General features: G+C 66.6%; 18 protein-coding genes. 13 read left to right on the forward strand and 5 right to left on the reverse strand.

The window, feature by feature from the left end; genetic code table 11:
* Window positions 1-125: 125 nt before the first annotated feature.
* On the forward strand, window positions 126-596 hold the full coding sequence (locus U1H82_RS07745) for a hypothetical protein (protein ID WP_322964350.1): 471 nt from the start codon (window positions 126-128) through the stop codon (window positions 594-596).
* Between the two features lie 37 nt (window positions 597-633).
* Window positions 634-1,905, forward strand: coding sequence for a methyltransferase family protein (locus U1H82_RS07750; RefSeq protein ID WP_322964351.1), 1,272 nt, complete (start codon window positions 634-636; stop codon window positions 1,903-1,905).
* 4 nt (window positions 1,906-1,909) lie between these two features.
* Here U1H82_RS07750 and U1H82_RS07755 read toward each other — a convergent pair whose 3' ends face one another.
* Both U1H82_RS07755 and U1H82_RS07760 read right to left on the reverse strand, forming a co-directional pair.
* Entirely contained in the window at window positions 1,910-3,283 is a 1,374-nt protein-coding gene (locus U1H82_RS07755) for a glutamate--cysteine ligase (protein ID WP_322964352.1), read from the reverse strand.
* 45 nt (window positions 3,284-3,328) lie between these two features.
* Window positions 3,329-4,072 carry a 16S rRNA (uracil(1498)-N(3))-methyltransferase gene (locus tag U1H82_RS07760; RefSeq protein WP_322964353.1) on the reverse strand — a complete coding sequence of 248 codons (744 nt, stop codon included), beginning with the start codon at window positions 4,070-4,072 and terminating at the stop codon, window positions 3,329-3,331.
* Window positions 4,073-4,147: 75 nt separating this feature from the next.
* On the opposite strand from U1H82_RS07760, the gene ppk2 reads away from it, so the two are divergent.
* The 3 genes from ppk2 (at window position 4,148) to U1H82_RS07775 (ending at window position 7,049) form a co-directional block, all read left to right on the forward strand.
* A complete protein-coding gene (gene ppk2, locus U1H82_RS07765; RefSeq protein WP_322964354.1) occupies window positions 4,148-4,903 on the forward strand; it encodes a polyphosphate kinase 2 in 756 nt (251 codons plus the stop codon).
* Between the two features lie 80 nt (window positions 4,904-4,983).
* Window positions 4,984-5,994 carry a glycosyltransferase gene (locus U1H82_RS07770; RefSeq protein ID WP_322964355.1) on the forward strand — a complete coding sequence of 337 codons (1,011 nt, stop codon included), beginning with the start codon at window positions 4,984-4,986 and terminating at the stop codon, window positions 5,992-5,994.
* Window positions 5,995-6,038: 44 nt separating this feature from the next.
* Window positions 6,039-7,049 carry a glycosyltransferase family 2 protein gene (locus U1H82_RS07775; protein ID WP_322964356.1) on the forward strand — a complete coding sequence of 337 codons (1,011 nt, stop codon included), beginning with the start codon at window positions 6,039-6,041 and terminating at the stop codon, window positions 7,047-7,049.
* Here the strand turns inward: U1H82_RS07775 and U1H82_RS07780 are convergent.
* The gene (locus U1H82_RS07780) at window positions 7,046-7,255 is read right to left on the reverse strand and encodes a hypothetical protein (RefSeq protein ID WP_322964358.1); all 210 of its coding nucleotides are present in this window, start codon (window positions 7,253-7,255) and stop codon (window positions 7,046-7,048) included. The genes U1H82_RS07775 and U1H82_RS07780 overlap by 4 nt on opposite strands.
* Window positions 7,256-7,294: 39 nt before the next feature.
* On the opposite strand from U1H82_RS07780, the gene ubiA reads away from it, so the two are divergent.
* The 8 genes from ubiA to glgX all read left to right on the forward strand — a co-directional run bounded on the left by ubiA (window position 7,295) and on the right by glgX (window position 20,707).
* Entirely contained in the window at window positions 7,295-8,203 is a 909-nt protein-coding gene (gene ubiA / locus U1H82_RS07785; protein WP_322964432.1) for a 4-hydroxybenzoate octaprenyltransferase, read from the forward strand.
* A 186-nt stretch (window positions 8,204-8,389) separates the two neighbouring features.
* On the forward strand, window positions 8,390-9,700 hold the full coding sequence (locus tag U1H82_RS07790; protein WP_322964359.1) for an Nramp family divalent metal transporter: 1,311 nt from the start codon (window positions 8,390-8,392) through the stop codon (window positions 9,698-9,700).
* Between the two features lie 58 nt (window positions 9,701-9,758).
* Entirely contained in the window at window positions 9,759-12,191 is a 2,433-nt protein-coding gene (locus tag U1H82_RS07795; RefSeq protein WP_322964360.1) for a glycogen/starch/alpha-glucan phosphorylase, read from the forward strand.
* Complete coding sequence (gene glgB, locus U1H82_RS07800) at window positions 12,188-14,341, forward strand: 1,4-alpha-glucan branching protein GlgB (RefSeq protein ID WP_322964361.1); 2,154 nt, start codon at window positions 12,188-12,190, stop codon at window positions 14,339-14,341. Before U1H82_RS07795 ends, glgB begins: the two co-directional genes overlap by 4 nt.
* A 79-nt stretch (window positions 14,342-14,420) precedes the next feature.
* Entirely contained in the window at window positions 14,421-15,683 is a 1,263-nt protein-coding gene (glgC, locus tag U1H82_RS07805; RefSeq protein ID WP_322964362.1) for a glucose-1-phosphate adenylyltransferase, read from the forward strand.
* 8 nt (window positions 15,684-15,691) lie between these two features.
* The gene (gene glgA, locus U1H82_RS07810; protein WP_322964363.1) at window positions 15,692-17,146 is read left to right on the forward strand and encodes a glycogen synthase GlgA; all 1,455 of its coding nucleotides are present in this window, start codon (window positions 15,692-15,694) and stop codon (window positions 17,144-17,146) included.
* The gene (locus U1H82_RS07815) at window positions 17,143-18,768 is read left to right on the forward strand and encodes an alpha-D-glucose phosphate-specific phosphoglucomutase (RefSeq protein ID WP_322964364.1); all 1,626 of its coding nucleotides are present in this window, start codon (window positions 17,143-17,145) and stop codon (window positions 18,766-18,768) included. Before glgA ends, U1H82_RS07815 begins: the two co-directional genes overlap by 4 nt.
* A gap of 142 nt (window positions 18,769-18,910) precedes the next feature.
* A complete protein-coding gene (gene glgX / locus U1H82_RS07820) occupies window positions 18,911-20,707 on the forward strand; it encodes a glycogen debranching protein GlgX (RefSeq protein ID WP_322964365.1) in 1,797 nt (598 codons plus the stop codon).
* Between the two features lie 123 nt (window positions 20,708-20,830).
* Here the strand turns inward: glgX and cyoD are convergent, their stop codons facing one another.
* The gene (gene cyoD, locus U1H82_RS07825; RefSeq protein ID WP_322964366.1) at window positions 20,831-21,214 is read right to left on the reverse strand and encodes a cytochrome o ubiquinol oxidase subunit IV; all 384 of its coding nucleotides are present in this window, start codon (window positions 21,212-21,214) and stop codon (window positions 20,831-20,833) included.
* The gene (locus U1H82_RS07830; RefSeq protein WP_322964367.1) at window positions 21,214-21,846 is read right to left on the reverse strand and encodes a cytochrome (ubi)quinol oxidase subunit III; all 633 of its coding nucleotides are present in this window, start codon (window positions 21,844-21,846) and stop codon (window positions 21,214-21,216) included. Before U1H82_RS07830 ends, cyoD begins: the two co-directional genes overlap by 1 nt.

Below are 21,846 nucleotides of genomic sequence, written 5' to 3' on the forward strand. Positions count from 1 at the left end.
TCAATAACAAGCAGATCACGCTCGGGTTGCCAAATGGCCTTGTTCGCGTGACCTCGGCCGTCGATCCCTCTGGATAGGGCGGGCCGAGCCGCTATAGACGGCGGCCTTGAATCAAGGGGGCCGACATGGTCGATGACAGCTGGGGCGTGACGCCGCCGCGTGGCGGACTGCGCGTCCGGACGAATGACAGCCTGGAAGAGCGCGCCGCCGCACGCGCCAGGGCACGCGAGGCGCGGGCGGGCGAACGCGAGGCGCTGATGGCCGGGCGGATGGAGGCGCGGGCGGCCTTTCGCGAGCGCGAGACGGCGGCGCGGGAGGCCGACCGCACCGCACGCCGCGAGGCCGAGACGATCGCCGCGGCCAAGGACCCCCATGCCGTCGCCGCCAAGCGGCACCGCAGCTCGGGCCGCAAGGATGTGGTGCGCGAACAGCGCGACACGCGCGGCTATACCACCTTGGTCGATGAGGGCCGGATACGCGAATTGTCCAAGCGGGGCGCCTCGCTGTCGGGGCTGGCGGCCGCGTTCGGCATCCCGGCGGACGAGGTGGAGCGGATTCTCGCGGCCGAGGATGAGGGGGCTACGCATTCGGCCTAACGCCTTGCTTACCGAATTGCGCTAAAGCCCCCGCTCCATGGCCGATTCCGTCCCGCCGCCCGTGCGCCCGCCGCGTCCCCGCTCCGCCGTCAGCCATGGCGTCGGGCTGGCGGGGCTGGTCGGATCGCTGGCCTGGATCGCTATCGCGCGCTGGCGGCATCTCGACGGGCCCTATGCGGCGCTGCTGCATCTGGCCTGCGCGGGCGTGCCGATGCTGCTCTGGTCGGTGCTGGTCGACCGGGTCCATCGCCATGGCTCGACTGGAATCGACTGGGCCAACCCCCGCCCCGCGCACGAGACGCTGGATATCAGCCTGACCAAGCTGGCCGGGTTATGGGCGACCTTTGGCGGGATCGCGCTGATCTTTGCGACGGGGCGCTTCTATTGGCAGGGGATTTTCGCCTTTGCGATGTGGTGCCTGGGCTGGATCGCGCCGGTGCTGTTCCTGCTCTCCATTCCCTATGTGATCTGGCTCGACCGGCGGCTGGTCGAGCCCAAGGACGGCGCGTGGATGCTGGGTGCGTGGCTGACCGGGCAGCCGGGGGTCGAGCCGGAGGCCATCTACGCGCATCTGCGATCCTGGGCGGTGAAGGCCTTCTTCCTGCCCTTCATGCTGGGCGTCGTGCCGAGCGGGTTCGGAATGTTCGTGCGGACCGACCTGAACGCCGCGCTGCATGATCCGGTGGCGCTGGCCAACTGGCTGATTACCCTGATGTTCCTGATCGACGTCGCCTTTGCGACGATCGGCTATCTGCTGACCCTGCGGCCGCTGGATGCGCATATCCGATCGGCCAATCCTTATGCGGCGGCCTGGACGGCGGCGCTGATCTGTTACCCGCCGACGATCCTGATGGGCGATGGCGGCCCGCTCAACTATCGGCCGGGGACCACCGAGTGGAGCTATTGGTTCGCCGGGCATCCGGTCATCCTGAGCGCGATCGGGGCCATGCTGGTGGTACTGACCGCCATCTATGCCTGGTCGACCGTCGCGTTCGGCATCCGCTTTTCCAACCTGACCCATCGGGGCATCCTGACCCACGGGCCCTATGCGGTGTCGCGCCATCCGGCCTATTTATCGAAGAACATCTTCTGGTGGATCGCGACGATCCCCGTGCTGTCGACCGGGACCTGGGTGGATGCGGGCCGCAGCACCTTGCTGCTGGGGGTGGTCAGCGGCATCTATTACTGGCGTGCCCGCACCGAGGAGCGGCATCTGTCCGCCGATCCGGCGTACCGGGATTATTATGACTGGATGGCGCGGTACGGGCTAGTACCGCGCTTCTTCAAATGGGTGACGGGGCGAACCTAAGCCGTCAGAAGCTCGCCTCGTCATAAACCCGCGAAATGTCGCCGCCCCATTCGCCATGATAGCGGTCGAGCAGCACCTGCGCGGGCACCTTGCCCGAACGGACGATCTCGCGCAGCGGATCGAGGAAGCCGGTCTCGTTATCCCCCGCCCCGTTCAGCCGCCCGCGCGCGGCCAGCCCTGCATGCGCGATGTCGAGCACCTCGCCCGCGATATCGCGCAGACGCCCGCCACCCGGCAGCGGCGCATCGAGCGCCAGTTCGGGCACCGAGTCGCGCAACGCCTGCCGCTCGGTCAGCGACCAGCCCTTGACCAGATCCCACGCCGCATCGAGCGCGCCATTGTCATAGAGCAGCCCGACCCAGAGCGCGGGCAATGCGCAGATACGGCTCCACGGACCACCATCGGCGCCGCGCATCTCCAGGAAGGTCTTGAGCCGCACTTCGGGGAAGGCGGTCGACAGATGGTCGTTCCAGTCGTCGATCGTCGGCAGTTCGCCCGGCAGGACGGACAATTCGCCCTTCAGGAAGTCGCGGAACGACAGCCCAGCCGCGTCGATATATTTGCCCTCGCGGTAGACGAAGTACATCGGCACATCGAGCGCATAGTCCGCATAGCGTTCGTACCCGAACCCGTCCTCAAACACGAAGGGCAGCATGCCGGTGCGCGCGGGGTCGGTGTCCGACCAGATATGGCTGCGGAAGGACAGCTTGCCGTTGGGCTTGCCTTCGGTGAAGGGCGAGTTGGCGAACAACGCGGTCGCCAGCGGCTGCAGCGCCAACCCGACGCGGAACTTCTTCACCATGTCGGCTTCCGACGCGTAGTCCAGATTCACCTGGATCGTCGAGGTCCGCAGCATCATGTCGAGCCCGAGCGAACCGACGCGCGGCATGTGGCGCAGCATGATCGCATAGCGCCCCTTGGGCATGATCGGCAGCTCGGCGCGGGTCTTGTCCGGCCACATGCCCAGGCCCAGGAATCCGACGCCCAGCGTGTCGCCCGCCGCCTTCACCTGCTGCAAATGCCGCCCCGTCTCGGCACAGGTCTGGTGCAGATTGTCGAGCGGCGCACCCGACAATTCGAACTGTCCGGCGGGCTCCAGGCTGATCGAGCCGTCCGCGCCGGTCAGCGCGATGACGTTGCCGCCCTCCAGCACCGGTTCCCAGCCATATTGCTCCAACTGCCCCAGCAACGCGCGGATGCCCGATGCCTCGTCATAGGAGGGGGCGTGATGGTCGCTCAGCGCATAGACGAACTTCTCGTGTTCGGTGCCTATCCGCCAGCGATCACTGGGTTTTTCACCGCGCGCAAAGCTGGCGATCAACTGGTCGCGCGACTCGATGATGGCGCCCTTGGCGGTGCTCGCGGTCTTGGTGCTCATGAACCGCGCCTTACGCGGGCGCGGCGCTGTACGCCATAGGGTGAATCAACCCCAGTCGCCCGCCGCCGCCATCCACAGCGACACCGCCGCCGCCGCCGCCGTATCGGCGCGCAGGATGCGGGGGCCGAGGCCGATGCCGATCGCCGCCGGGTGCGCGCGGATCGCCTCGCGCTCTTCCGCATCGAAGCCGCCTTCGGGGCCGATCAGGATCGCCGCCGGGCCCTTATGCGCGCGCATCGCGTCCAGCGCGGGTGCGCCACCCGTTTCATCGGCGAAGAACAGCGCACGCTCGGGCGACCAGTCGCGGAGCAACGCGGCCAGCTTCACCGGCTCGGCGACGTGCGGCAGCGCGGTGCGGCCGCATTGCTCGGCCGCCTCGATCATATGGGCGCGAAGCCGCTCGGTATTGGGCTTGTCGACCACGGTGCGGCGGGTGACGACCGGGACCAGCCGTGCGACGCCCAGTTCGCAGGCCTTTTCCGCCAGCCAGTCGACCCGGCCCTTCTTCAACGGCGCAGCGCAGAGCCAGAGGTCGGGCACCGCCTCGCGCGCGCGCAGAAGCTGGGTGACGTCCAGCGTCAGGTCGCGCTTGCCCACCGAGGCCGCGACGCCCAGCCACTCGCCGGTGCGGTCGTCGAACAGCTTCACCGGATCGCCGACCTTGGTGCGCATCACCGACACCAGATAATGCGCCGCCGGGCCGTCGATGCGGATCGGCCCTTCGGCCAGCATCTGGTCGACGAACAGGCGGGGGGTGGATTGCGGCGGCCAGGCGGGGGTAGCGGGCATGGGGGACGCTTACACGCCTCGCGCGCGCCATGCCACTTTTGCCGTCCTGCGCGTTTTCCGGGGCAGGAGGTGACGATGGCGAAACATTATCAGGAGGAGCTGGAGGCGCTGCAACGCGCGCTGGTCCGCACCCAGATGGCGATGATGGGGTCCGATGAGCGCGTGGTCATCGTGCTGGAGGGTCGCGACGGCGCAGGGAAAGACGGCACGATCAAGCGGATCACCGAGCATCTCTCGGTCCGCGCCACCCGCGTCGTGGCGCTGCCCAAGCCGTCCGACCGCGAACGCACCCAATGGTATTTCCAACGCTATGTCGCGCATCTGCCCGCGGCCGGCGAGATCGTGATCTTCAACCGCAGCTGGTACAACCGGGCCGGGGTCGAGGTCGTCATGGGCTTTTCCACCGCCACCGAGCAGGAGGCGTTCCTGCGCGACGCGCCCGATTTCGAGCGGATGCTGGTCGAAAGCGGGATCAGGCTGGTCAAGATCTGGCTCGACATCTCGAAGAGCGAGCAGGAGAAACGGCTGGAGGCGCGGCGGACCGATCCGCTGAAAGCGCTGAAGGTTTCCGACATGGACAAGGTCGCACAGGCGAAATGGGCCGATTATTCGGCGGCGCGCGACACGATGCTGACCCGCACCCACACCCCCTTCGCGCCCTGGCATATCGTGCGCGCCGACGACAAGAAGGACGCACGGATCGCGATCATCCGTCATATCCTCCACCGCATCGCCCCCGCCGACATCGCGGACGCCGTCGCCGCGCCCGATCCGGATATCCTGTTCCCCTTCGCGATGGCGGCGCTGGAGGATGGGCGGCTGGCGAAATAGGGTTATCGCCGCATTAGGCAAATCTTCATGGGGCGGGGGGTAATCACGGCACAAATCCCCAGCGTCGAGGACTGCCCAGGATGTTGCCCCCTGCCCCCCGTATCGCCGCGACGCTGATCGTCCGTAACGAGGCGCGCTGCCTCGCGCGCTGTCTGGAAAGCGTCGCGCCGTTCGTCGATCGGATCGTGGTGCTCGACACCGGGTCGACCGACCGAACCGTCGCCATCGCCAAGGCGGCGGGCGCCGAGGTGCATCACCTGCCCTGGCCCGACGACTTCGCCGAGGCGCGCAACCATGTGCTGGCCTGCGCCGATGCCGACTGGAACCTGATGCTCGACGCCGACGAGTGGATCAGCGCGGGCGGCGAGCAGCTGCGTCGCTGGTGCGCCGGGCCGCCCCGGCTGGGGTCGGTCTGCATCGAGAACGCCGTGGACGGCAGCCCCGATCCGACGCGCAGCTGGATTCCCCGCCTGTTGCCGCGCGGTGCCTATTATCAGGGGCGTATCCACGAGCATGTTGTCTCGCCTCTGCCGATCGTCCGCACCCCGATCCATGTCGGCCATGACGGCTATCTCGCGGCGCAGAAGGCGAAGAAGATCGACCGCAATTACGAGCTGTTGCAGCGCGAACTCGCCGCGCAGCCGGACAATCCCTATCTGATGTTCCAGTTCGGCATGGAGGCGCAGGCGCGGCGCGATCTGACGACGGCCTGCGACTATCTGGAACGCGCTCTGGCGACCGCGCCGCGCGATGCCGGTTGGCGGCACCCGCTGGTGACGAGCGCCATGACGTTGATGGCCCATATGGGGCGGCGCGACGAGGCGCTGGCGCTCGCCGATGCCGAATTTCCGCATTGGCCGCACTCGCCGGACTATTTCTATGTACTGGGGGACATATTGTTCGACCGGGCGCTGGCCGATCCGGCGCAGGCGATCGACCATTGGCTGCCGCTGGCGCAAGGAGCCTGGGAACGCTGCCTGGCGATCGGCGAACGCCCCGACCTGGACGGCAGCGTCGCGGGGCGCGGCAGCTATCTGGCGCAGCAGAGCCTGGACATCGTCCGCTCGCAACTGGCGACGCTGGCCGCCTGACACGAACATCCGACCCCCACTGCCCTCATAATCCGATAGGCTTCATGTCTCCGCCAGCATCCATCGCCGCGACCCTGATCGTCCGTAACGAGGCGCGCTGCATCGCGCGGTGCCTGGCCAGCGTCGCACCGTTCGTGGACAAGATGGTGGTGCTCGATACCGGTTCGACCGATGACACCGTCGCCATTGCCAAAGGGCTGGGCGCCGAGGTCCATCACCTGCCCTGGCCGGACAGTTTCGCGGTCGCCCGCAACCATGTGTTGACGCTTGCCGATGCCAACTGGAACCTGATGCTCGACGCCGATGAATGGATCATCGATGGTGGTGCAAATTTGCGCGACTGGTGCGCGGGGGATACCGATCGGCTGGGCTGTCCCTGCATCCATAACGAGGCGGAGGGGGCGGAAACCGCCCTGCGCAACTGGATCACACGGCTGATCCCGCGCGGGGTCCGCTATGAGGGGCGTGTGCATGAACAGGTCGCATCGCCCCTGCCCCGCTACCGCATCGCGCTCGACATCGGGCATGACGGATATCGTGCGGCGCAGATCGACCGGAAGAAGGATCGCAACCATCGGCTGTTGTTGGAGGAACTCGCCGAACGACCCGATGACGCCTATCTTCTCTATCAGATCGCCAAGGACGCGCAGATGCGCGACGACCGCGATACGGGTTGCGCCTTTTACGCCCGCGCGCTGGCCGCCACGCCGCCGACCGCGAATTGGCGGCACGATCTGGTGATCCATGCGGTGCCATTCCTGGCCAAGGTCGGGCGGCTGGACGACGCGCTGACGCTGGCGGATGGCGAGTTTCCCAACTGGCAGGACTCGCCCGATTATTTCTTCGTGCTGGGCGAACTGCTGCTGGACCTTGCGATCGCCGAGCCGGGCCGCGCGGTCGACCATTGGCTGCCGCTGGCCGAGGGGGCGTGGGAACGCTGCCTGGCGATCGGCGAACGCCCGGACCTGGAAGGCAGCGTCGCCGGGCGTGGCAGCCATTTGGCGCAACACAATCTGGAGGTGATCCGCTCGCAACTGGCGATGCTGGCCGCCTAACGCCGTCGCCGGATCACCCACCACAGCACGCTAAGCGCGATGCCGACGAGCAGCACTACGCCGCCGATCATCCCCGCGACACGCAGGATCGCCCAGAACAGCGCCTCGACGAAACGGCCGACCGCGACCGACAGGCCGATCATGAGATGGGGAACGCGCGGGAGGTCACGCGGGCGACGATAGCCGCGAACGGGCTTGCGCGCCACGGGTCGCCCCCATAGGCCCCCGTCATGACGATAGAGCCGATGACCATCGAGATCGTACCCGATAGCGAGCATAAGGGACTGGTGGGCCGCTTGCCGCCCCGGCTGCGGGGGCTGGCGCTGCTGGCGCGGTTCGACCGGCCGATCGGCTGGTGGCTGCTGTTCTGGCCGGGCGTCTGGGCGATCGCGCTGGCGGGCGGGCTGCCGCAGCGCTGGCCGCTGATCCTGTGGTTCCTGCTCGGTGCGATCGCGATGCGCGGCGCAGGCTGCGTGTTCAACGACATCGTCGACCGCGATCTGGACGCCAAGGTGGCGCGGACGCGGGCACGCCCGATCCCCTCCGGGTTGGTATCGGTAAAGCTGGCGGCGATCTGGCTGGGCGTATTGTGCCTTATCGGGCTGGTCGTACTCGTCCAGTTGCGCCCGCTCGCCGTGATTGTCGCAGTGGCCAGCCTGGCGCCGGTCGCCGCCTATCCCTTCATGAAGCGGATCACCTGGTGGCCGCAGGCCTGGCTGGGCCTGGTGTTCAGCTGGGCCGCCCTGGTCGGCTGGGCCGAAGTCGCGGGCGAACTCTCCGCACCGCTCTGGCTGCTCTATGCCGGGTCGATCGCCTGGGTGATCGGTTATGACACCATCTATGCGCTTCAGGACCGCGAGGATGATGCGCTGATCGGCGTGCGCTCCTCGGCGCTGCGCATGGGCGCCTATGTGAAGCCGGGCGTCGGGGCCTTTTATCTGGCGGCGGTGCTGTTGTGGGCGGGGGCGATCTGGCTGGTGCGGCCCGACATTCTGGCGGTCGCGGCGCTGGTGCCGGTGGCGCTGCATCTGGCGTGGCAGGTGGTGACGCTGAACCCGGAGGACGGCGTAGGCGCGCTGCACCGGTTCCGGTCGAACCGCTTTGCCGGACTGCTGATGGCGCTGGCCTGCGCGGTGGTGGGCAGTTCCCTTTAGCTCCTCCCTTGTAAGGGGAGGGGGCAGTCCGAAGGACTGACGGAGGGGTGTCCACGCTGGCGGTTACACCCCTCCACCACCGCTTCGCGGCGGTCCCCCTCCCCGTGCCGGGGAGGAATGCCTTGATCTCACGCAACGCTTTGGCGGGTTGTCGGTTCTCGGAAACTCCGTCACATCTGAAAGTCGATGACCGTAGCCACGCCCGCCACCCGCTCGCTTGCCGAAAGCCATCGTTCGATCGCCATTCCGGAGGGTGCGTCCTTCCTGCGGCGGCTGTTCGCCTTTGCCGGGCCCGGCTATCTGGTCGCGGTCGGCTATATGGACCCCGGCAACTGGGCGACCGACATCGCGGGCGGATCGGCCTATGGCTATGCGCTGCTGTCGGTCATCCTCTTCTCCAACATCATGGCGATGATCCTGCAGGCGCTGTCGGCGCGGCTGGGCATCGCCGCCGGGCTGGACCTCGCCCAGGCGTGCCGGGCGGCGTATTCCAAGCCGGTTTCGCGCATATTGTGGCTGCTGTGCGAGATCGCCATCATCGCCTGCGACCTGGCCGAAGTGTTGGGCACCGCCATCGCGCTGCAACTGCTGTTCGACCTGCCTTTGGTGTGGGGCGTGCTCATCACCGGGTTCGACGTCTTCCTGATCCTGGCGCTCCAGCGTTACGGGTTCAGGAAGATCGAGGCGTTCATCATCGCGCTGCTGCTCATCATCGGCGGCTGCTTCCTGTACGAACTGATCGCCTCGCGCCCCGATCCGGGCGCGGTGATGGCGGGCTTCCTTCCGACGACACGGATCGTGACCGATCCGGCGATGCTCTACATCGCGATCGGCATCCTCGGCGCGACGGTGATGCCGCACAATCTCTATCTTCATTCCTCGGTGGTGCAGACCCGCGCCTATGGCCTGACGACTGAGGGCAAGCGCGATGCCATCAAAATGGCGACGATCGACAGTACGGTGGCGCTGTTCTTCGCCTTCTTCATCAACGCCGCGATCCTGATCGTGGCGGCCGCCACCTTCCATGTCGCAGGGCGAACCGACGTGGCGGAGATCGACCAGGCGTACCGGCTGCTTGCCCCGATGCTGGGCGTCGGCGGGGCGAGCGTGGTGTTCGGCATCGCGCTGCTCGCCTCGGGCCAGAATTCGACCGTGACGGGCACGCTGGCCGGACAGATCGTGATGGAGGGGTTCCTCGACCTTCGGCTCGCGCCCTGGCTGCGGCGGCTCATCACGCGGGGCCTGGCCATCATCCCGGCGGTGCTGGTGGTCGGCGCGTCCGGCCAGGCGGGGGCGACCAAGCTGCTGGTGCTGAGCCAGGTGATCCTCAGCCTCCAGCTCCCCTTCGCGGTGGTGCCTTTGGTCCGCTTCACGGCCAACAGGGGGATGATGGGGCCCTTTGCCAGCCCGGTCTGGCTGCGCATCGTCGCCTGGGTCATCGCAGCGGCGATCATCGGTCTCAATCTGACCCTGCTCTGGGGCATCGCGACGGGGTGACTTCGGCCCAAGCGGGGTTAAGCTGACCGGGACTGGACCGATAGGGACGCCCGAATCAATGACGACCACGATCACCACCCTGCATGTCGACGATACCGGGCCGCTGGCCGACGCCATCGTCGATACGCTGGTGCACCGGATCGGCAAGGATGCCGCCAATGCCCGCCCGCATGACTGGCTGGCCGCGACGATCCTGACCGTCCGCAACGACATTATCGAACGCTGGATGGCCTCGACCCGCGCCGCCCATGCGGCGGGCGCCAAGCGGGTCTATTATCTCAGCCTGGAGTTCCTGATCGGGCGGCTGCTACGCGATGCGCTGTCCAATCTGGGCGTGATGGCGCAGGTGGCGGGCGCGCTGCAATCGCTGGGCGTCGACCTCGCCGAACTGGAGGAGATGGAACCCGACGCCGCGCTGGGCAATGGCGGCCTGGGACGACTGGCGGCATGCTTCATGGAGAGCCTCGCCAGCCTCGACCTGCCCGCTTACGGCTATGGCATCCGCTATGTGAACGGCATGTTCCGCCAGCGGATCGATGACGGCTGGCAGGTGGAACTGCCCGAAACCTGGCTGAGCCATGGCAACCCCTGGGAGTTCGAGCGTCGCGAGAGCGCCTATTTCGTCGGCTTCGGCGGCGAGGTGGTGGGCACCGAAACCGGCGCGGTCCACTGGAAGCCGGCCGAGGCGGTCGAGGCGATCGCGGTCGACACCCCGGTCGTCGGCTGGCGCGGCAAGCGGGTCAACACGCTGCGGCTGTGGACGGCGCAGGCGATCGATCCCATCCGGCTCGACCGGTTCAACGCGGGCGACTATACCGGCGCGCTCGCCGGGGCGCTCGCTGCCGACACGCTGGTCCGCGTCCTCTATCCGTCGGACAGTTCGCCTGCGGGCCAAGAACTGCGGCTGCGGCAGGAATATTTCTTCTCCTCCGCCTCGATCCAGGACATCGTCCGGCGGCACATCCAGTATTTCCATGACATCCATACCCTGCCCGACAAGGCGGCGATCCAGCTGAACGACACCCATCCGGCGGTGTCGGTCGCCGAGCTGATGCGGCTGCTGGTCGATCATCATGACCTGGGTTTCGAGGAAGCGTGGGACATCACCCGCCGCACCTTCGGCTATACCAACCACACGCTGCTGCCCGAGGCGCTGGAAAGCTGGCCGCTGCATCTGTTCGAACGGCTGCTGCCGCGTCACATGCAGCTGATCTATGCGATCAATGCCAAGCTGCTGCGCGAGGCGCGCGAAATGGCGGGGGTGGATGACCGCGCCATCGCCGCGATCAGCCTGATCGACGAGGGCGGCGAGCGGCGGGTGCGCATGGCGAACCTGGCCTTTGCGGGCAGCCACAGCGTCAACGGTGTCGCCGCGCTCCACACCGAATTGATGAAGCAGACGGTCTTTGCCGACCTGCATCACCTCTATCCGACGCGGATCAACAACAAGACCAACGGCATCACCCCGCGCCGCTGGTTGCAGCAATGCAATCCGCAACTGACCGCGCTGATCCGCGAGGCGATCGGACCGGGTTTCCAGGATGACGCGGAAAAGCTGATAGCGCTCACGGATTTTGCGCAGGACGCGAATTTCAGGGAACGCTTTCTGGCGATCAAACGTTCCAACAAGGTGGGGCTGGCAAATTATCTCCGGGAATCGAGCGGGCTGCGCATAGACCCCGATGCGTTGTTCGACGTCCAGATCAAACGCATCCACGAATATAAGCGCCAATTGCTCAACATCATCGAGACGGTGGCGCTGTACGACCAGATTCGCAGCCATCCCGAGCGCGACTGGACGCCGCGCGTCAAGCTGTTCGCGGGCAAGGCGGCGTCGAGCTATCATAACGCGAAACTGGTCATCAAACTGGCCAATGACGTGGCCCGCCGGATCAATTCGGACCCCAGCGTCGGCCATCTGCTGAAGGTCGGGTTCATCCCCAATTACAATGTCAGCCTGGCCGAGAAGATCATTCCCGCCGCCGATCTGTCCGAACAGATTTCAACCGCAGGGATGGAGGCATCGGGCACCGGCAACATGAAGTTCGCGCTGAACGGCGCGCTGACCATCGGCACGCTCGACGGCGCCAATGTCGAGATCAAGGAACATGTCGGCGACGAGCATATCGTTATCTTCGGCCTGACCGCCGACGAGGTCGCGGCCAAGCGCCGCGACGGCTACAACCCGCGCGCGGTGATCGAGGGCAGCCCGGAGCTGCGCCAGGCCGTCTCCGCCATCGCCTCGGGCGTATTCTCGCCCGATGATCCCGGCCGTTATGCCGGGCTGATGGGCGGGCTGTATGACGGCGACTGGTTCATGGTCGCCGCCGATTTCGACGCCTATGCCGCCGCGCAGCGTCAGGTCGATGCTCGCTGGCAGGACCAGGCGGGCTGGGCGACCTCGGCCATCCACAATGTCGCGAAAGTCGGCTGGTTCTCCTCCGATCGCACCATCCGGCAATATGCCGAGGAAATCTGGAACGTGATGTGAAGCCACCCCGTGCCGCTCTGGATGCCCTGATCGAGGGCCGCAACGCCGATCCCTTCGCGTTGCTGGGACCTCATGAAGGGCCGGGCGGCACGTTCCTCCGCGCACTCGTGCCGGGGGCGGAGGCGGTCACCGCCTTCGACCTGGCGGGCACGAAGCTGGGCGACCTGAAGCCGGTCGACACGCGCGGCCTGTTCGAAGGTCCGGTGTCGGGTGAGCCGCAGCCGGTCAAATATTGCGCCAAGGGCCACGGTGCGGAGTGGTGGATCACCGATCCCTACAGCTTCGGCCCGGTGCTAGGCCCGCTCGATGATTTCCTGATGGGCGAAGGCAATCACTTCCGCCTCTATGACAAGATGGGTGCGCACCTGATCGCGCATCAGGGCGTGACCGGCGTCCATTTCGCGGTCTGGGCCCCCAATGCCGAGCGGGTCGCGGTGGTCGGCGACTTCAACGACTGGAATCCCGGCCGCCATGTCATGCGCCGCCGCCTGGATGTCGGCGTCTGGGAAATCTTCATCCCCGATATCGGCGAGGGCCGCGCCTACAAGTTCGCCATCACCGGCCCGCATGGCGCGGAACAGCCGATGAAGGCCGATCCCTTCGCCTTTGCCGCCGAACTTCGCCCCAAGACCGCCTCGATCACCACCGCGCCCCCTGCGCATCGCTGGCAGGACAAGGCGCACCGCGAGCATTGGGCCACGGTCGATCCGCGCCGCGTGCCGATCAGCATCTATGAAGTCCATGCCGGATCATGGGACCGCGACGAAAATGGCTGGTACTTGAGCTGGGATGCGCTGGCCGACCGGCTGATCCCCTATGTGGTCGAGATGGGCTTCACCCATATCGAATTCCTGCCCATCTCCGAACACCCCTATGACCCCAGCTGGGGCTATCAGACGACCGGGCTTTACGCGCCGTCGGCGCGGTTCGGCGATGTCGAGGGCTTCTCCCGCTTCGTCGACGGCGCGCACCGGGCAGGCGTGGGCGTGATCCTCGACTGGGTGCCCGCCCATTTCCCCACCGACGCGCACGGGCTGGCGCATTTCGACGGCACCGCGCTCTACGAGCATCAAGACCCGCGCCAGGGTTTCCACCCCGACTGGAACACCGCCATCTATAATTTCGGGCGGCGCGAGGTGGCGAGCTTCCTGGTCAACAACGCGCTGTTCTGGCCCGAGCGTTACCATATCGACGGGCTGCGCGTGGATGCCGTCGCCTCGATGCTCTACCGCGATTACAGCCGCAAGGACGGCGAGTGGGTGCCCAACGAACAGGGCGGGCGTGAGAATTGGGAGGCGGTCGAGTTCCTTCGCCAGGTCAACCGACAGGTTTACGGCCAGCATCCCGGCGTCTTCACCGTCGCCGAGGAATCCACCGCCTGGCCCGGCGTCTCGGCCCCCGCGCATGACGGCGGCTTGGGCTTCGGCTTCAAGTGGAACATGGGCTTCATGCACGACACGCTCCAGTACATGGCGCGCGAGCCGGTGCATCGGCGGCACCATCATGGCGAGATCCTGTTCGGCCTCCACTATGCGTTCGACGAGAATTTCGTCCTGCCGCTCAGCCATGACGAGGTGGTGCATGGCAAGGGCAGCCTCCTCACCAAGATGGCGGGCGACGACTGGCAGAAATTCGCGAACCTGCGCGCCTATTACGCCTTCATGTGGGCCTATCCGGGCAAGAAGCTGCTCTTCATGGGCCAGGAATTCGCCCAGCGCGAGGAATGGTCGGAAAGCCGCCCGCTCGACTGGCATTTGCGGTGCAGCCATTCGCACGAAGGGGTCCGCTCGCTGGTGCGCGACCTGAACCACCTCTACCGCGAGACGCCCGCGCTGCATGCCCGTGATTGCGAGCGCGAAGGGTTCGAATGGCTGGTCGCGGATGACAGCGCCCATTCGATCTTCGCCTGGCTACGCAAGGCGCCGGGCGAGAAGCCGGTGGCGGTCGTGGCCAATATGACGCCGGTCGCCCGCGCGCCCTATCGCCTGCCCCTGCCGCATGACGGCCGCTGGACCGAGGTGCTGAACTCCGATGCCACGCAATATTGGGGATCGGGCCTCGGCAATATGGGCGGCGTCGATGCGAGTGACGGCGCGGCCTGGGTCACGCTGCCGCCGCTCGCCACCGTCATCCTGCGCTTCGACGGCTGATCTGGATCGAGGCTTTTACAAGAATACCAACGCCTTGCCTGCGCGTTGCGACATGAACACAAGGGACGGGAGACGGACGATGGACCTGAGGCGCGGACAACCGCTGGCGCGCGATGCCATGGCCTATGTGCTGGCGGGCGGCCGCGGCAGCCGCCTGATGGAAATGACCGACACCCGTGCCAAGCCCGCCGTCTATTTCGGCGGCAAGGCGCGGATCATCGACTTCGCTTTGTCCAACGCGATCAACTCCGGCATCCGCCGCATCGGCGTGGCGACCCAGTACAAGGCGCACTCGCTGATCCGTCACCTTCAGCGCGGCTGGAACTTCCTGCGCGACGAACGCAACGAGAGCTTCGACATCCTCCCCGCCAGCCAGCGGATCAGCGAATTCCAATGGTATGAGGGCACGGCCGACGCGGTCTTTCAGAATATCGACATCATCGAGAGCTATGCGCCCGAGTTCATGGTCATTCTGGCGGGCGATCATGTCTACAAGATGGACTATGAGCTGATGCTCCAGCAGCATTGCGACAGTGGCGCCGACGTCACCGTCGCCTGTCTGGAGGTCAGCCGCGCCGAGGCCAGCGCCTTCGGCGTGATGCATGTCGACGAGACCGACCGCATCGTCGATTTCGTCGAGAAGCCCGCCGATCCGCCCTCCATCCCCGGCAATCCGGACGTCGCGCTGGCGTCCCTGGGCATCTATGTCTTCCGCACCGCTTTCCTGTTCGAGCAATTGCGCCGCGATGCCGCCACGCCCGGCTCGTCGCGCGACTTCGGCAAGGACATCATCCCCTATCTGGTCGAACACGGCAAAGCCCAGGCGCACCGCTTCTCCGCCAGCTGCGTCCGCTCGCATGACGAGCCCGGCGCCTATTGGCGCGATGTCGGCACGGTCGACGCCTATTGGGAAGCCAGCCTCGACCTGACCGACGTGGTGCCGCAACTCGACCTGTACGACCGCAGCTGGCCGCTCTGGACCTATGCCGAGATCACGCCGCCCGCCAAGTTCGTCCATGATATCGATGGGCGTCGCGGCTCGGCGGTCGCCAGCCTGGTCGCGGGCGACTGCATCGTGTCGGGATCGTCGATCCACCGCTCGCTGCTGTCGACCGGCGTGCGCACCCACAGCTTCGCGATGCTCGACGAAGCGGTGGTCCTGCCCTTCTGCCATATCGGGCGGGGCGCGCGGCTGCGGCGCGTGATCCTCGATCGCGGCGTCAAAATCCCCGACGGGCTGGTGGTCGGCGACGATCCCGTGCTCGACGGACAGCGCTTCCGGCGCACCGACAAGGGCATCTGCCTCATCACCCAGCCGATGATCGATCGTCTGGCCAACTGAAAGTCCCCATGACCCTCTCCGTCCTGTCGGTCGCCTCGGAGGCGTTTCCGCTCATCAAGACTGGCGGCCTTGCCGATGTGGTCGGCGCGCTGCCCGAGGCTTTGGCGCCGCACGACATCGCCGTCACCACGCTGATCCCCGGCTTTCCCAAGGTGATGCGCGCGATCGGCGAGGACGCGCCGCGCGTCCATCACTGGACGCATATCATCGGCACCGACGCGTGGCTTCGCGAGGCGAAGATCGGCACCCACCGGCTGCTGGTGATCGAGGCGCCGCAGCTTTGGGAGCGCGAGGGGTTGCCTTACGTCGATACCGCCGGGAATGACTGGCCCGATAACTGGCGGCGCTTCGCGGTGCTGGCACGCGCCGGGGCCGATCTCGCCTCGGGCACGGTGCCGGGTTACGACTTCGACCTGCTCCACGCGCATGACTGGCAGGCGGCGCTGGCGCCTGCCTTCCTCCATTATGCGCCTGGCCCCGGCAAGGTCGCCAAGAGCATCGTCACCATCCACAACATCGCCTTTCAGGGCTCGTTCGCGGCGCATCACTTCCCCGATCTCGGCCTGCCGCCCGAAGCGTGGAGCGTCGAGGGCGTCGAATATTATGGCCAGATCGGCTATCTGAAGGCGGGTCTGCGCACCGCCGATGCGATCACCACGGTCAGCCCGACCTATGCCGAGGAAATCCACCGCACCCAGTACGGCATGGGCCTGGAAGGGCTGATCGCCGCCCGCGCCGAGTGCGTCAGCGGCATCGTCAACGGCATCGACCCCGCCATCTGGAGCCCCAAGGCCGACGCCGCCCTGCCCGCACCCTTCACCGTCGACACCCTGGACGACCGCATCGCCAACAAGCGCGCGGTCGAGAAGGCGTTCGGGCTGGACGAGGATGACAGCCCGATCTTCACCGTCATCAGCCGCCTGACCTGGCAAAAGGGCATGGACGTGCTGGTCGAGGTGGTCGACGACCTGGTGGCGCTGGGCGGACGGCTGGTCGTGCTGGGCACGGGCGACCCCGCGCTGGAAATCGCCTTCGCCACCGCCGCGCTGCGTCATCCGGGCCGCGTCGCGGTGCGGATCGGCTATGACGAGCCCGTCTCGCACCTGCTCCAGGGCGGCTGCGATGCAATTCTGATCCCGTCACGGTTCGAGCCGTGCGGGCTGACCCAGCTTTACGGCCTGGCCTATGGCTGCGTCCCCGTGGTCGCGCGGACCGGCGGGCTGGCCGATACGATCATCGATGCCAACGAGGCCGCGCTGGCGATGGGCGTGCCCACCGGCCTGCAATTCGACAATGTCACCACCGACAATATCGTCGCGGTGCTGCGTCGCACAATGAGACTATACGCCGACCAAGACCAATGGCGGACCATGCAGGTCAATGGCATGAACGCCGACTATAGCTGGCACCATAGCGGCCGCCACTATGCCGAACTCTATCGATCCGTGCTGGGGAACCCATGATCAAGACCGTCGCGACCGAGCCTTATCTCGACCAGAAGCCCGGCACCTCGGGCCTGCGCAAGAAGGTCCGCGTCTTTCAACAGCCCAATTATGCCGAGAATTTCGTCCAGTCGGTGTTCGACGCGTTGGGCGACGAAAAGACCGGCCAGACGCTGGTAATCGGCGGCGACGGGCGCTTCCTGAACCGTGAGGTGATCCAGGTCGCGATCCGCATGGCGGCGGCCAACGGTTTTGCCCGCGTCGTGGTCGGCCAGGGCGGCATCCTGTCGACCCCGGCGGCCAGCAACGTGATCCGGCAGCGGGGGGCACTGGGCGGCCTGGTCCTGTCGGCCAGCCACAATCCCGGCGGCCCGGACGAAGACTTCGGCATCAAGTACAATATCTCGAACGGCGGCCCCGCGCCGGAGAAGGTGACGGACGCGATCCACGCCAACACCAAATCGATCAGCCGCTGGCTGACCGTCGAGGCCGATGACATCGATCTCGATACGCTGGGCGAGGTGACGGTGGGCGGCATGACGGTCGAGGTGATCGATTCAGTCGCCGACTATGCGGCGCTGATGGAGAGCCTGTTCGACTTCGCCGCGATCCAGCGCGCGGTCGAGGGCGGCTTCACCATGTCGTTCGACGCGATGAGCGCGGTGACCGGGCCGTACGCGATCGAAATCCTGGAAAAGCGCCTCGGCTTCGCAAGCGGCACCGTGAAGAACGGCACGCCGCTCCCCGATTTCGGCGGGCATCATCCCGACCCCAATCTGGTCCATGCCAAGGAACTCTACGACCGGATGATGGCAGCAGCCGCGCCCGATTTCGGCGCGGCGTCGGACGGCGACGGCGACCGCAACCTCATCATCGGGCGCGGGCGCTTCATCACACCGTCGGACAGCCTGGCGATGCTGGCGGCGAACGCGCATCTCGCGCCCGCCTATGCCGGTGGCCTGAAGGGCATCGCCCGCTCGATGCCGACCAGCGCCGCCGCCGACCGGGTGGCCGAGAAGCTGGGCATCCCGGCCTATGAGACGCCGACCGGCTGGAAGTTCTTCGGCAACCTGCTCGACGCCGGGATGGCGACCATCTGCGGTGAGGAAAGCGCGGGCACCGGCTCGGACCATGTGCGTGAGAAGGACGGGCTGTGGGCGGTGCTGCTCTGGCTCAACATCCTCGCCGCCTCGGGCAAGTCGGTCGACCAGATCGCGCGCGATCACTGGGCGACCTATGGCCGCAATTACTATGCGCGCCACGATTATGAGGGCGTCGAGAGCGAGCGCGCCGATGCGCTGATGGCCGACCTGCGCGCCAAGCTGCCGACCCTGCCGGGCGAGAGCTTCGCCGGCCTGACGGTCGAGACGGCGGACGACTTCGCCTATACCGACCCGACCGACCAGTCGGTCAGCCGCAACCAGGGCATCCGCGTGCTGTTCGAAGGCGGCAGTCGCGTCGTGTTCCGCCTGTCGGGCACCGGGACCAGCGGCGCGACTTTACGCGTCTATCTGGAGCGTTACTCCGCCGACCAGCTCGACCGCGAGACGCCCGAGATGCTCGCCGACATCATCGCGGCGGCGGACGAGATTGCCGGGATCACCCAACATACCGGCCGCACCGAACCCGATGTGGTGACGTAAGGTTTCTAAAATTCCTCCCCTGCAAGGGGAGGGGGACCAGCGAAGCTGGTGGAGGGGTGTCCCCGCTGGCCGTGACACCCCTCCGTCATCGCTGACGCGATGCCACCTCCCCTTCTAGGGGAGGAATTGCAATGCTGGCGCCATGACGAATCAGCCTGCCCTTCCCCTCGGTGCGACGCCGATCCCAGGCGGCACCCGCTTCGCCGTACGTTCGACCGCCGAACGGGTGGAGCTTTGCCTGTTCGAAGGGGCCGACGAACGCCGCGTCACCATGACCCGCGAGGGCGACATATGGACCGCCACTGTTCCCGGCCCCGCCCCTCTCTACGGCTACCGCGCACATGGGGAATACGACCCGGCGCGCAATCTGTGGTTCGACCCCGCCAAGCTGCTGGTCGACCCTTATGCGCTCGAACTCGACCGTCCTTTCGTTCAGTCGCCGCGTCTTGGCATCTACGGCGAGGACACCGCCGACATCGTCCCCCGCGCCCGCGTCGTCGCCCCCCTGACCGCCACCCCGGCCCTGCCGCTCTTCCGGCCCGGCGGGCTGATCTACGAACTCAATGTGCGCGGTTTCACCATGCGCCATCCCGCCATTCCGACCGAACAGCGCGGCACATTGGCTGCGCTCGCGCATCCGGCGGTGCTCGACCATCTGCGCAAGCTGGGCGTGGCGGCGGTCGAACTCATGCCGATCACCGCCGCCATCGACGAGCGGCATTTGCCCCCGCTCGGCCTGCGCAACGCATGGGGTTATAACCCGGTCGTACCGATGGCGCTCTGCCCCGAGCGGGTGCCGGGGGGCGTCGCCGAACTGGCCGCCACGATCGCAGCGCTGCGTAAGGCTGGAATCGGCGTCATCCTCGATCTCGTCTTCAACCATATGGGCGAGAGCGATGTTCAGGGCGGCACCTTGTCCGTTCGAGGCCTCGATCCGGAGGTATATGCACGGAACCCCACCGGCACGCTCATCAACGATGCGGGCACCGGTAACACGCTCGACGCCAGCCGCCCGAGCGTCCGCGCGATCATCCTCGACAGCCTGCGCCATTTCGCGCGGGCGGGGGTGGACGGCTTCCGCTTCGACCTCGCGCCGGTGCTGGCACGCGGGCCGGGCTTCGATGCCCACGCCCCCATCTTCGCCGAGATCGCCGCCGATCCCATCCTGTCGACCCGCGTCATGATCGCCGAGCCCTGGGACATCGGACCCGGCGGATACCAGCTCGGCAACTTTCCCGAGCATTGGCTGGAATGGAACGACACATATCGCGATCAGCTGCGCCGTTTCTGGCGTGGCGACGGGCGCAGCGGCGATCTGGCGACGCGGATCGCGGGGTCGGCGGACGTGTTCGCCAGCGCCTATAGCCGATCGGTCAATTTCGTCGCGGCGCATGACGGCTTCACCCTCGCCGACCTGACCGCCTATGCCGCGCGCCACAACCACGCCAATGGCGAGGACAATCGCGACGGCCATGGCGACGAGGTGTCGTGGAACCATGGGCAGGAAGGCCCGACCGACGATCCCGCCATCCGCGCCGCCCGCGCCCGATCGGTCCGCGCGATGCTGGCGACGCTGTTCCTCTCGCGTGGCACCCCGATGCTGACCGCAGGCGACGAGTTCGGCCGCAGCCAGCGGGGCAACAACAACGGCTATGCCCAGGATAACGAGACGACATGGCTCGACTGGGACGCGCGCGACGCGGTGCTGGAGGATTTCGTCGCAGCGCTCAGCCGGTTCCGCCGGGATACGCCGCTCGACTGGATCGACTGGCTGACCGATGCCGAGTGGCGCACGCTATCGGGTGATCCGATGACGGCGGCGGATTGGGACGGTGACGGCTTCGTGCTTCATCTGCCGTTGGGCGACCAGAGCCTGATCCTGCGCTTCGATCGGACACACGGCGTCTCCGCCATCCGGGGCACAATGTTAGCAAGCTAAAACATACATACTCCCCTCCCCTTCAGGGGAGGGGCCAGGGGTGGGGCGCTTCCGCAAACGCGACGCTTGTGGAGAAGCCCCACCCCAACCCCTCCCCTGAAGGGGAGGGGCTCCAAGCGATGGTCACGGCGTCGCCATCGGCCCCATCAGATTATGGTTCAGATGCCCCATGATCCAGATCGAACCCAGCAGCACCAGCGCCACGATCAGCACCCCGAACAACAATGCCAGCACATTGTTGGTATTGTCCGGCCCGGTCGTGATGTGGAGGAAGAAGACCAGGTGCACGCCCATCTGCCCGATCGCCAGCGCCACCAGGGCGGCGGGCACGGCGGGGCCCCAGACGATGTCGAACTGGACGAGCGCAAAGGATGCCGCCGTCAGGATCGCCGCCGCGACCAGCCCGACCACATAGCTGCGCACGCCGCCGACGATCGAATCCTGCTCGCTCTGTTCGCCCGGTGCGGTTTCGTCTCGGGCCATTTCCTCGTCGGGCCGCTCGCTCATCAGCGTATTCCCATCAGATAGACCATGGTGAACAACGCCACCCAGATGATGTCGAGCGCATGCCAGAACAGGCTGAAGCACAGGATGCGGCGCAGGACATCCTCGCGAAACCCCTTGGCCCAGGCCTGCGCCATCATCGTGCTCAGCCAGAGCAGGCCGAGCGTGACGTGAAAGCCATGGCACCCGACCAACGCGAAGAACGCCGACAGGAAGGCGCTGCGCCCCGGCCCATAGCCTTCGCCGATCAGGTGGAGAAACTCATAGGCCTCCAGCGCCAGGAACCCCGCGCCCAACAACCCCGTCGCCGCCATCGCGATCTGGAACCAGCGCATGTCGCGCGCCAGCGTGGCGATCCCGGCCAGCCCGCAGGCGAAGCTGGAGAGGAGGAGCAGTGCCGTCTCCGCCTCGACCAGCTTCAGTTCGAACAGTTCATGTCCCGAAGGACCGCCCGCCGTCGCGTCCTTCAACACCGCATAGGCAGCGAAGAAACATGAGAACAGGATGAAGTCCGACAGCAGGAAGATCCAGAAGCCATAGGACACCACGATACGCTTGGGCGCGGGACCATCGGGGTTCGGCTCGCTGTCCCGGCCCAGCTTGTTGGGATCATGCGCCTTGGCGGTCTGGCTCAT

This window comes from Sphingomonas fuzhouensis (assembly GCF_034659795.1).
GTDB lineage: Bacteria > Pseudomonadota > Alphaproteobacteria > Sphingomonadales > Sphingomonadaceae > Sphingomonas > Sphingomonas fuzhouensis.

Bases quoted from the DNA above. Each gene is read 5' to 3' on its own strand.
- U1H82_RS07745 (WP_322964350.1), top strand. From the start codon at position 126: ATGGTCGATGACAGCTGGGGCGTGACGCCGCCGCGTGGCGGACTGCGC.
- U1H82_RS07750 (WP_322964351.1), top strand. From the start codon at position 634: ATGGCCGATTCCGTCCCGCCGCCCGTGCGCCCGCCGCGTCCCCGCTCC.
- U1H82_RS07755 (WP_322964352.1), bottom strand. From the start codon at position 3,283: ATGAGCACCAAGACCGCGAGCACCGCCAAGGGCGCCATCATCGAGTCG.
- U1H82_RS07760 (WP_322964353.1), bottom strand. From the start codon at position 4,072: ATGCCCGCTACCCCCGCCTGGCCGCCGCAATCCACCCCCCGCCTGTTC.
- ppk2 (WP_322964354.1), top strand. From the start codon at position 4,148: ATGGCGAAACATTATCAGGAGGAGCTGGAGGCGCTGCAACGCGCGCTG.
- U1H82_RS07770 (WP_322964355.1), top strand. From the start codon at position 4,984: ATGTTGCCCCCTGCCCCCCGTATCGCCGCGACGCTGATCGTCCGTAAC.
- U1H82_RS07775 (WP_322964356.1), top strand. From the start codon at position 6,039: ATGTCTCCGCCAGCATCCATCGCCGCGACCCTGATCGTCCGTAACGAG.
- ubiA (WP_322964432.1), top strand. From the start codon at position 7,295: ATGACCATCGAGATCGTACCCGATAGCGAGCATAAGGGACTGGTGGGC.
- U1H82_RS07790 (WP_322964359.1), top strand. From the start codon at position 8,390: ATGACCGTAGCCACGCCCGCCACCCGCTCGCTTGCCGAAAGCCATCGT.
- U1H82_RS07795 (WP_322964360.1), top strand. From the start codon at position 9,759: ATGACGACCACGATCACCACCCTGCATGTCGACGATACCGGGCCGCTG.
- glgC (WP_322964362.1), top strand. From the start codon at position 14,421: ATGGACCTGAGGCGCGGACAACCGCTGGCGCGCGATGCCATGGCCTAT.
- glgA (WP_322964363.1), top strand. From the start codon at position 15,692: ATGACCCTCTCCGTCCTGTCGGTCGCCTCGGAGGCGTTTCCGCTCATC.
- U1H82_RS07815 (WP_322964364.1), top strand. From the start codon at position 17,143: ATGATCAAGACCGTCGCGACCGAGCCTTATCTCGACCAGAAGCCCGGC.
- glgX (WP_322964365.1), top strand. From the start codon at position 18,911: ATGACGAATCAGCCTGCCCTTCCCCTCGGTGCGACGCCGATCCCAGGC.
- cyoD (WP_322964366.1), bottom strand. From the start codon at position 21,214: ATGAGCGAGCGGCCCGACGAGGAAATGGCCCGAGACGAAACCGCACCG.
- U1H82_RS07830 (WP_322964367.1), bottom strand. From the start codon at position 21,846: ATGAGCCAGACCGCCAAGGCGCATGATCCCAACAAGCTGGGCCGGGAC.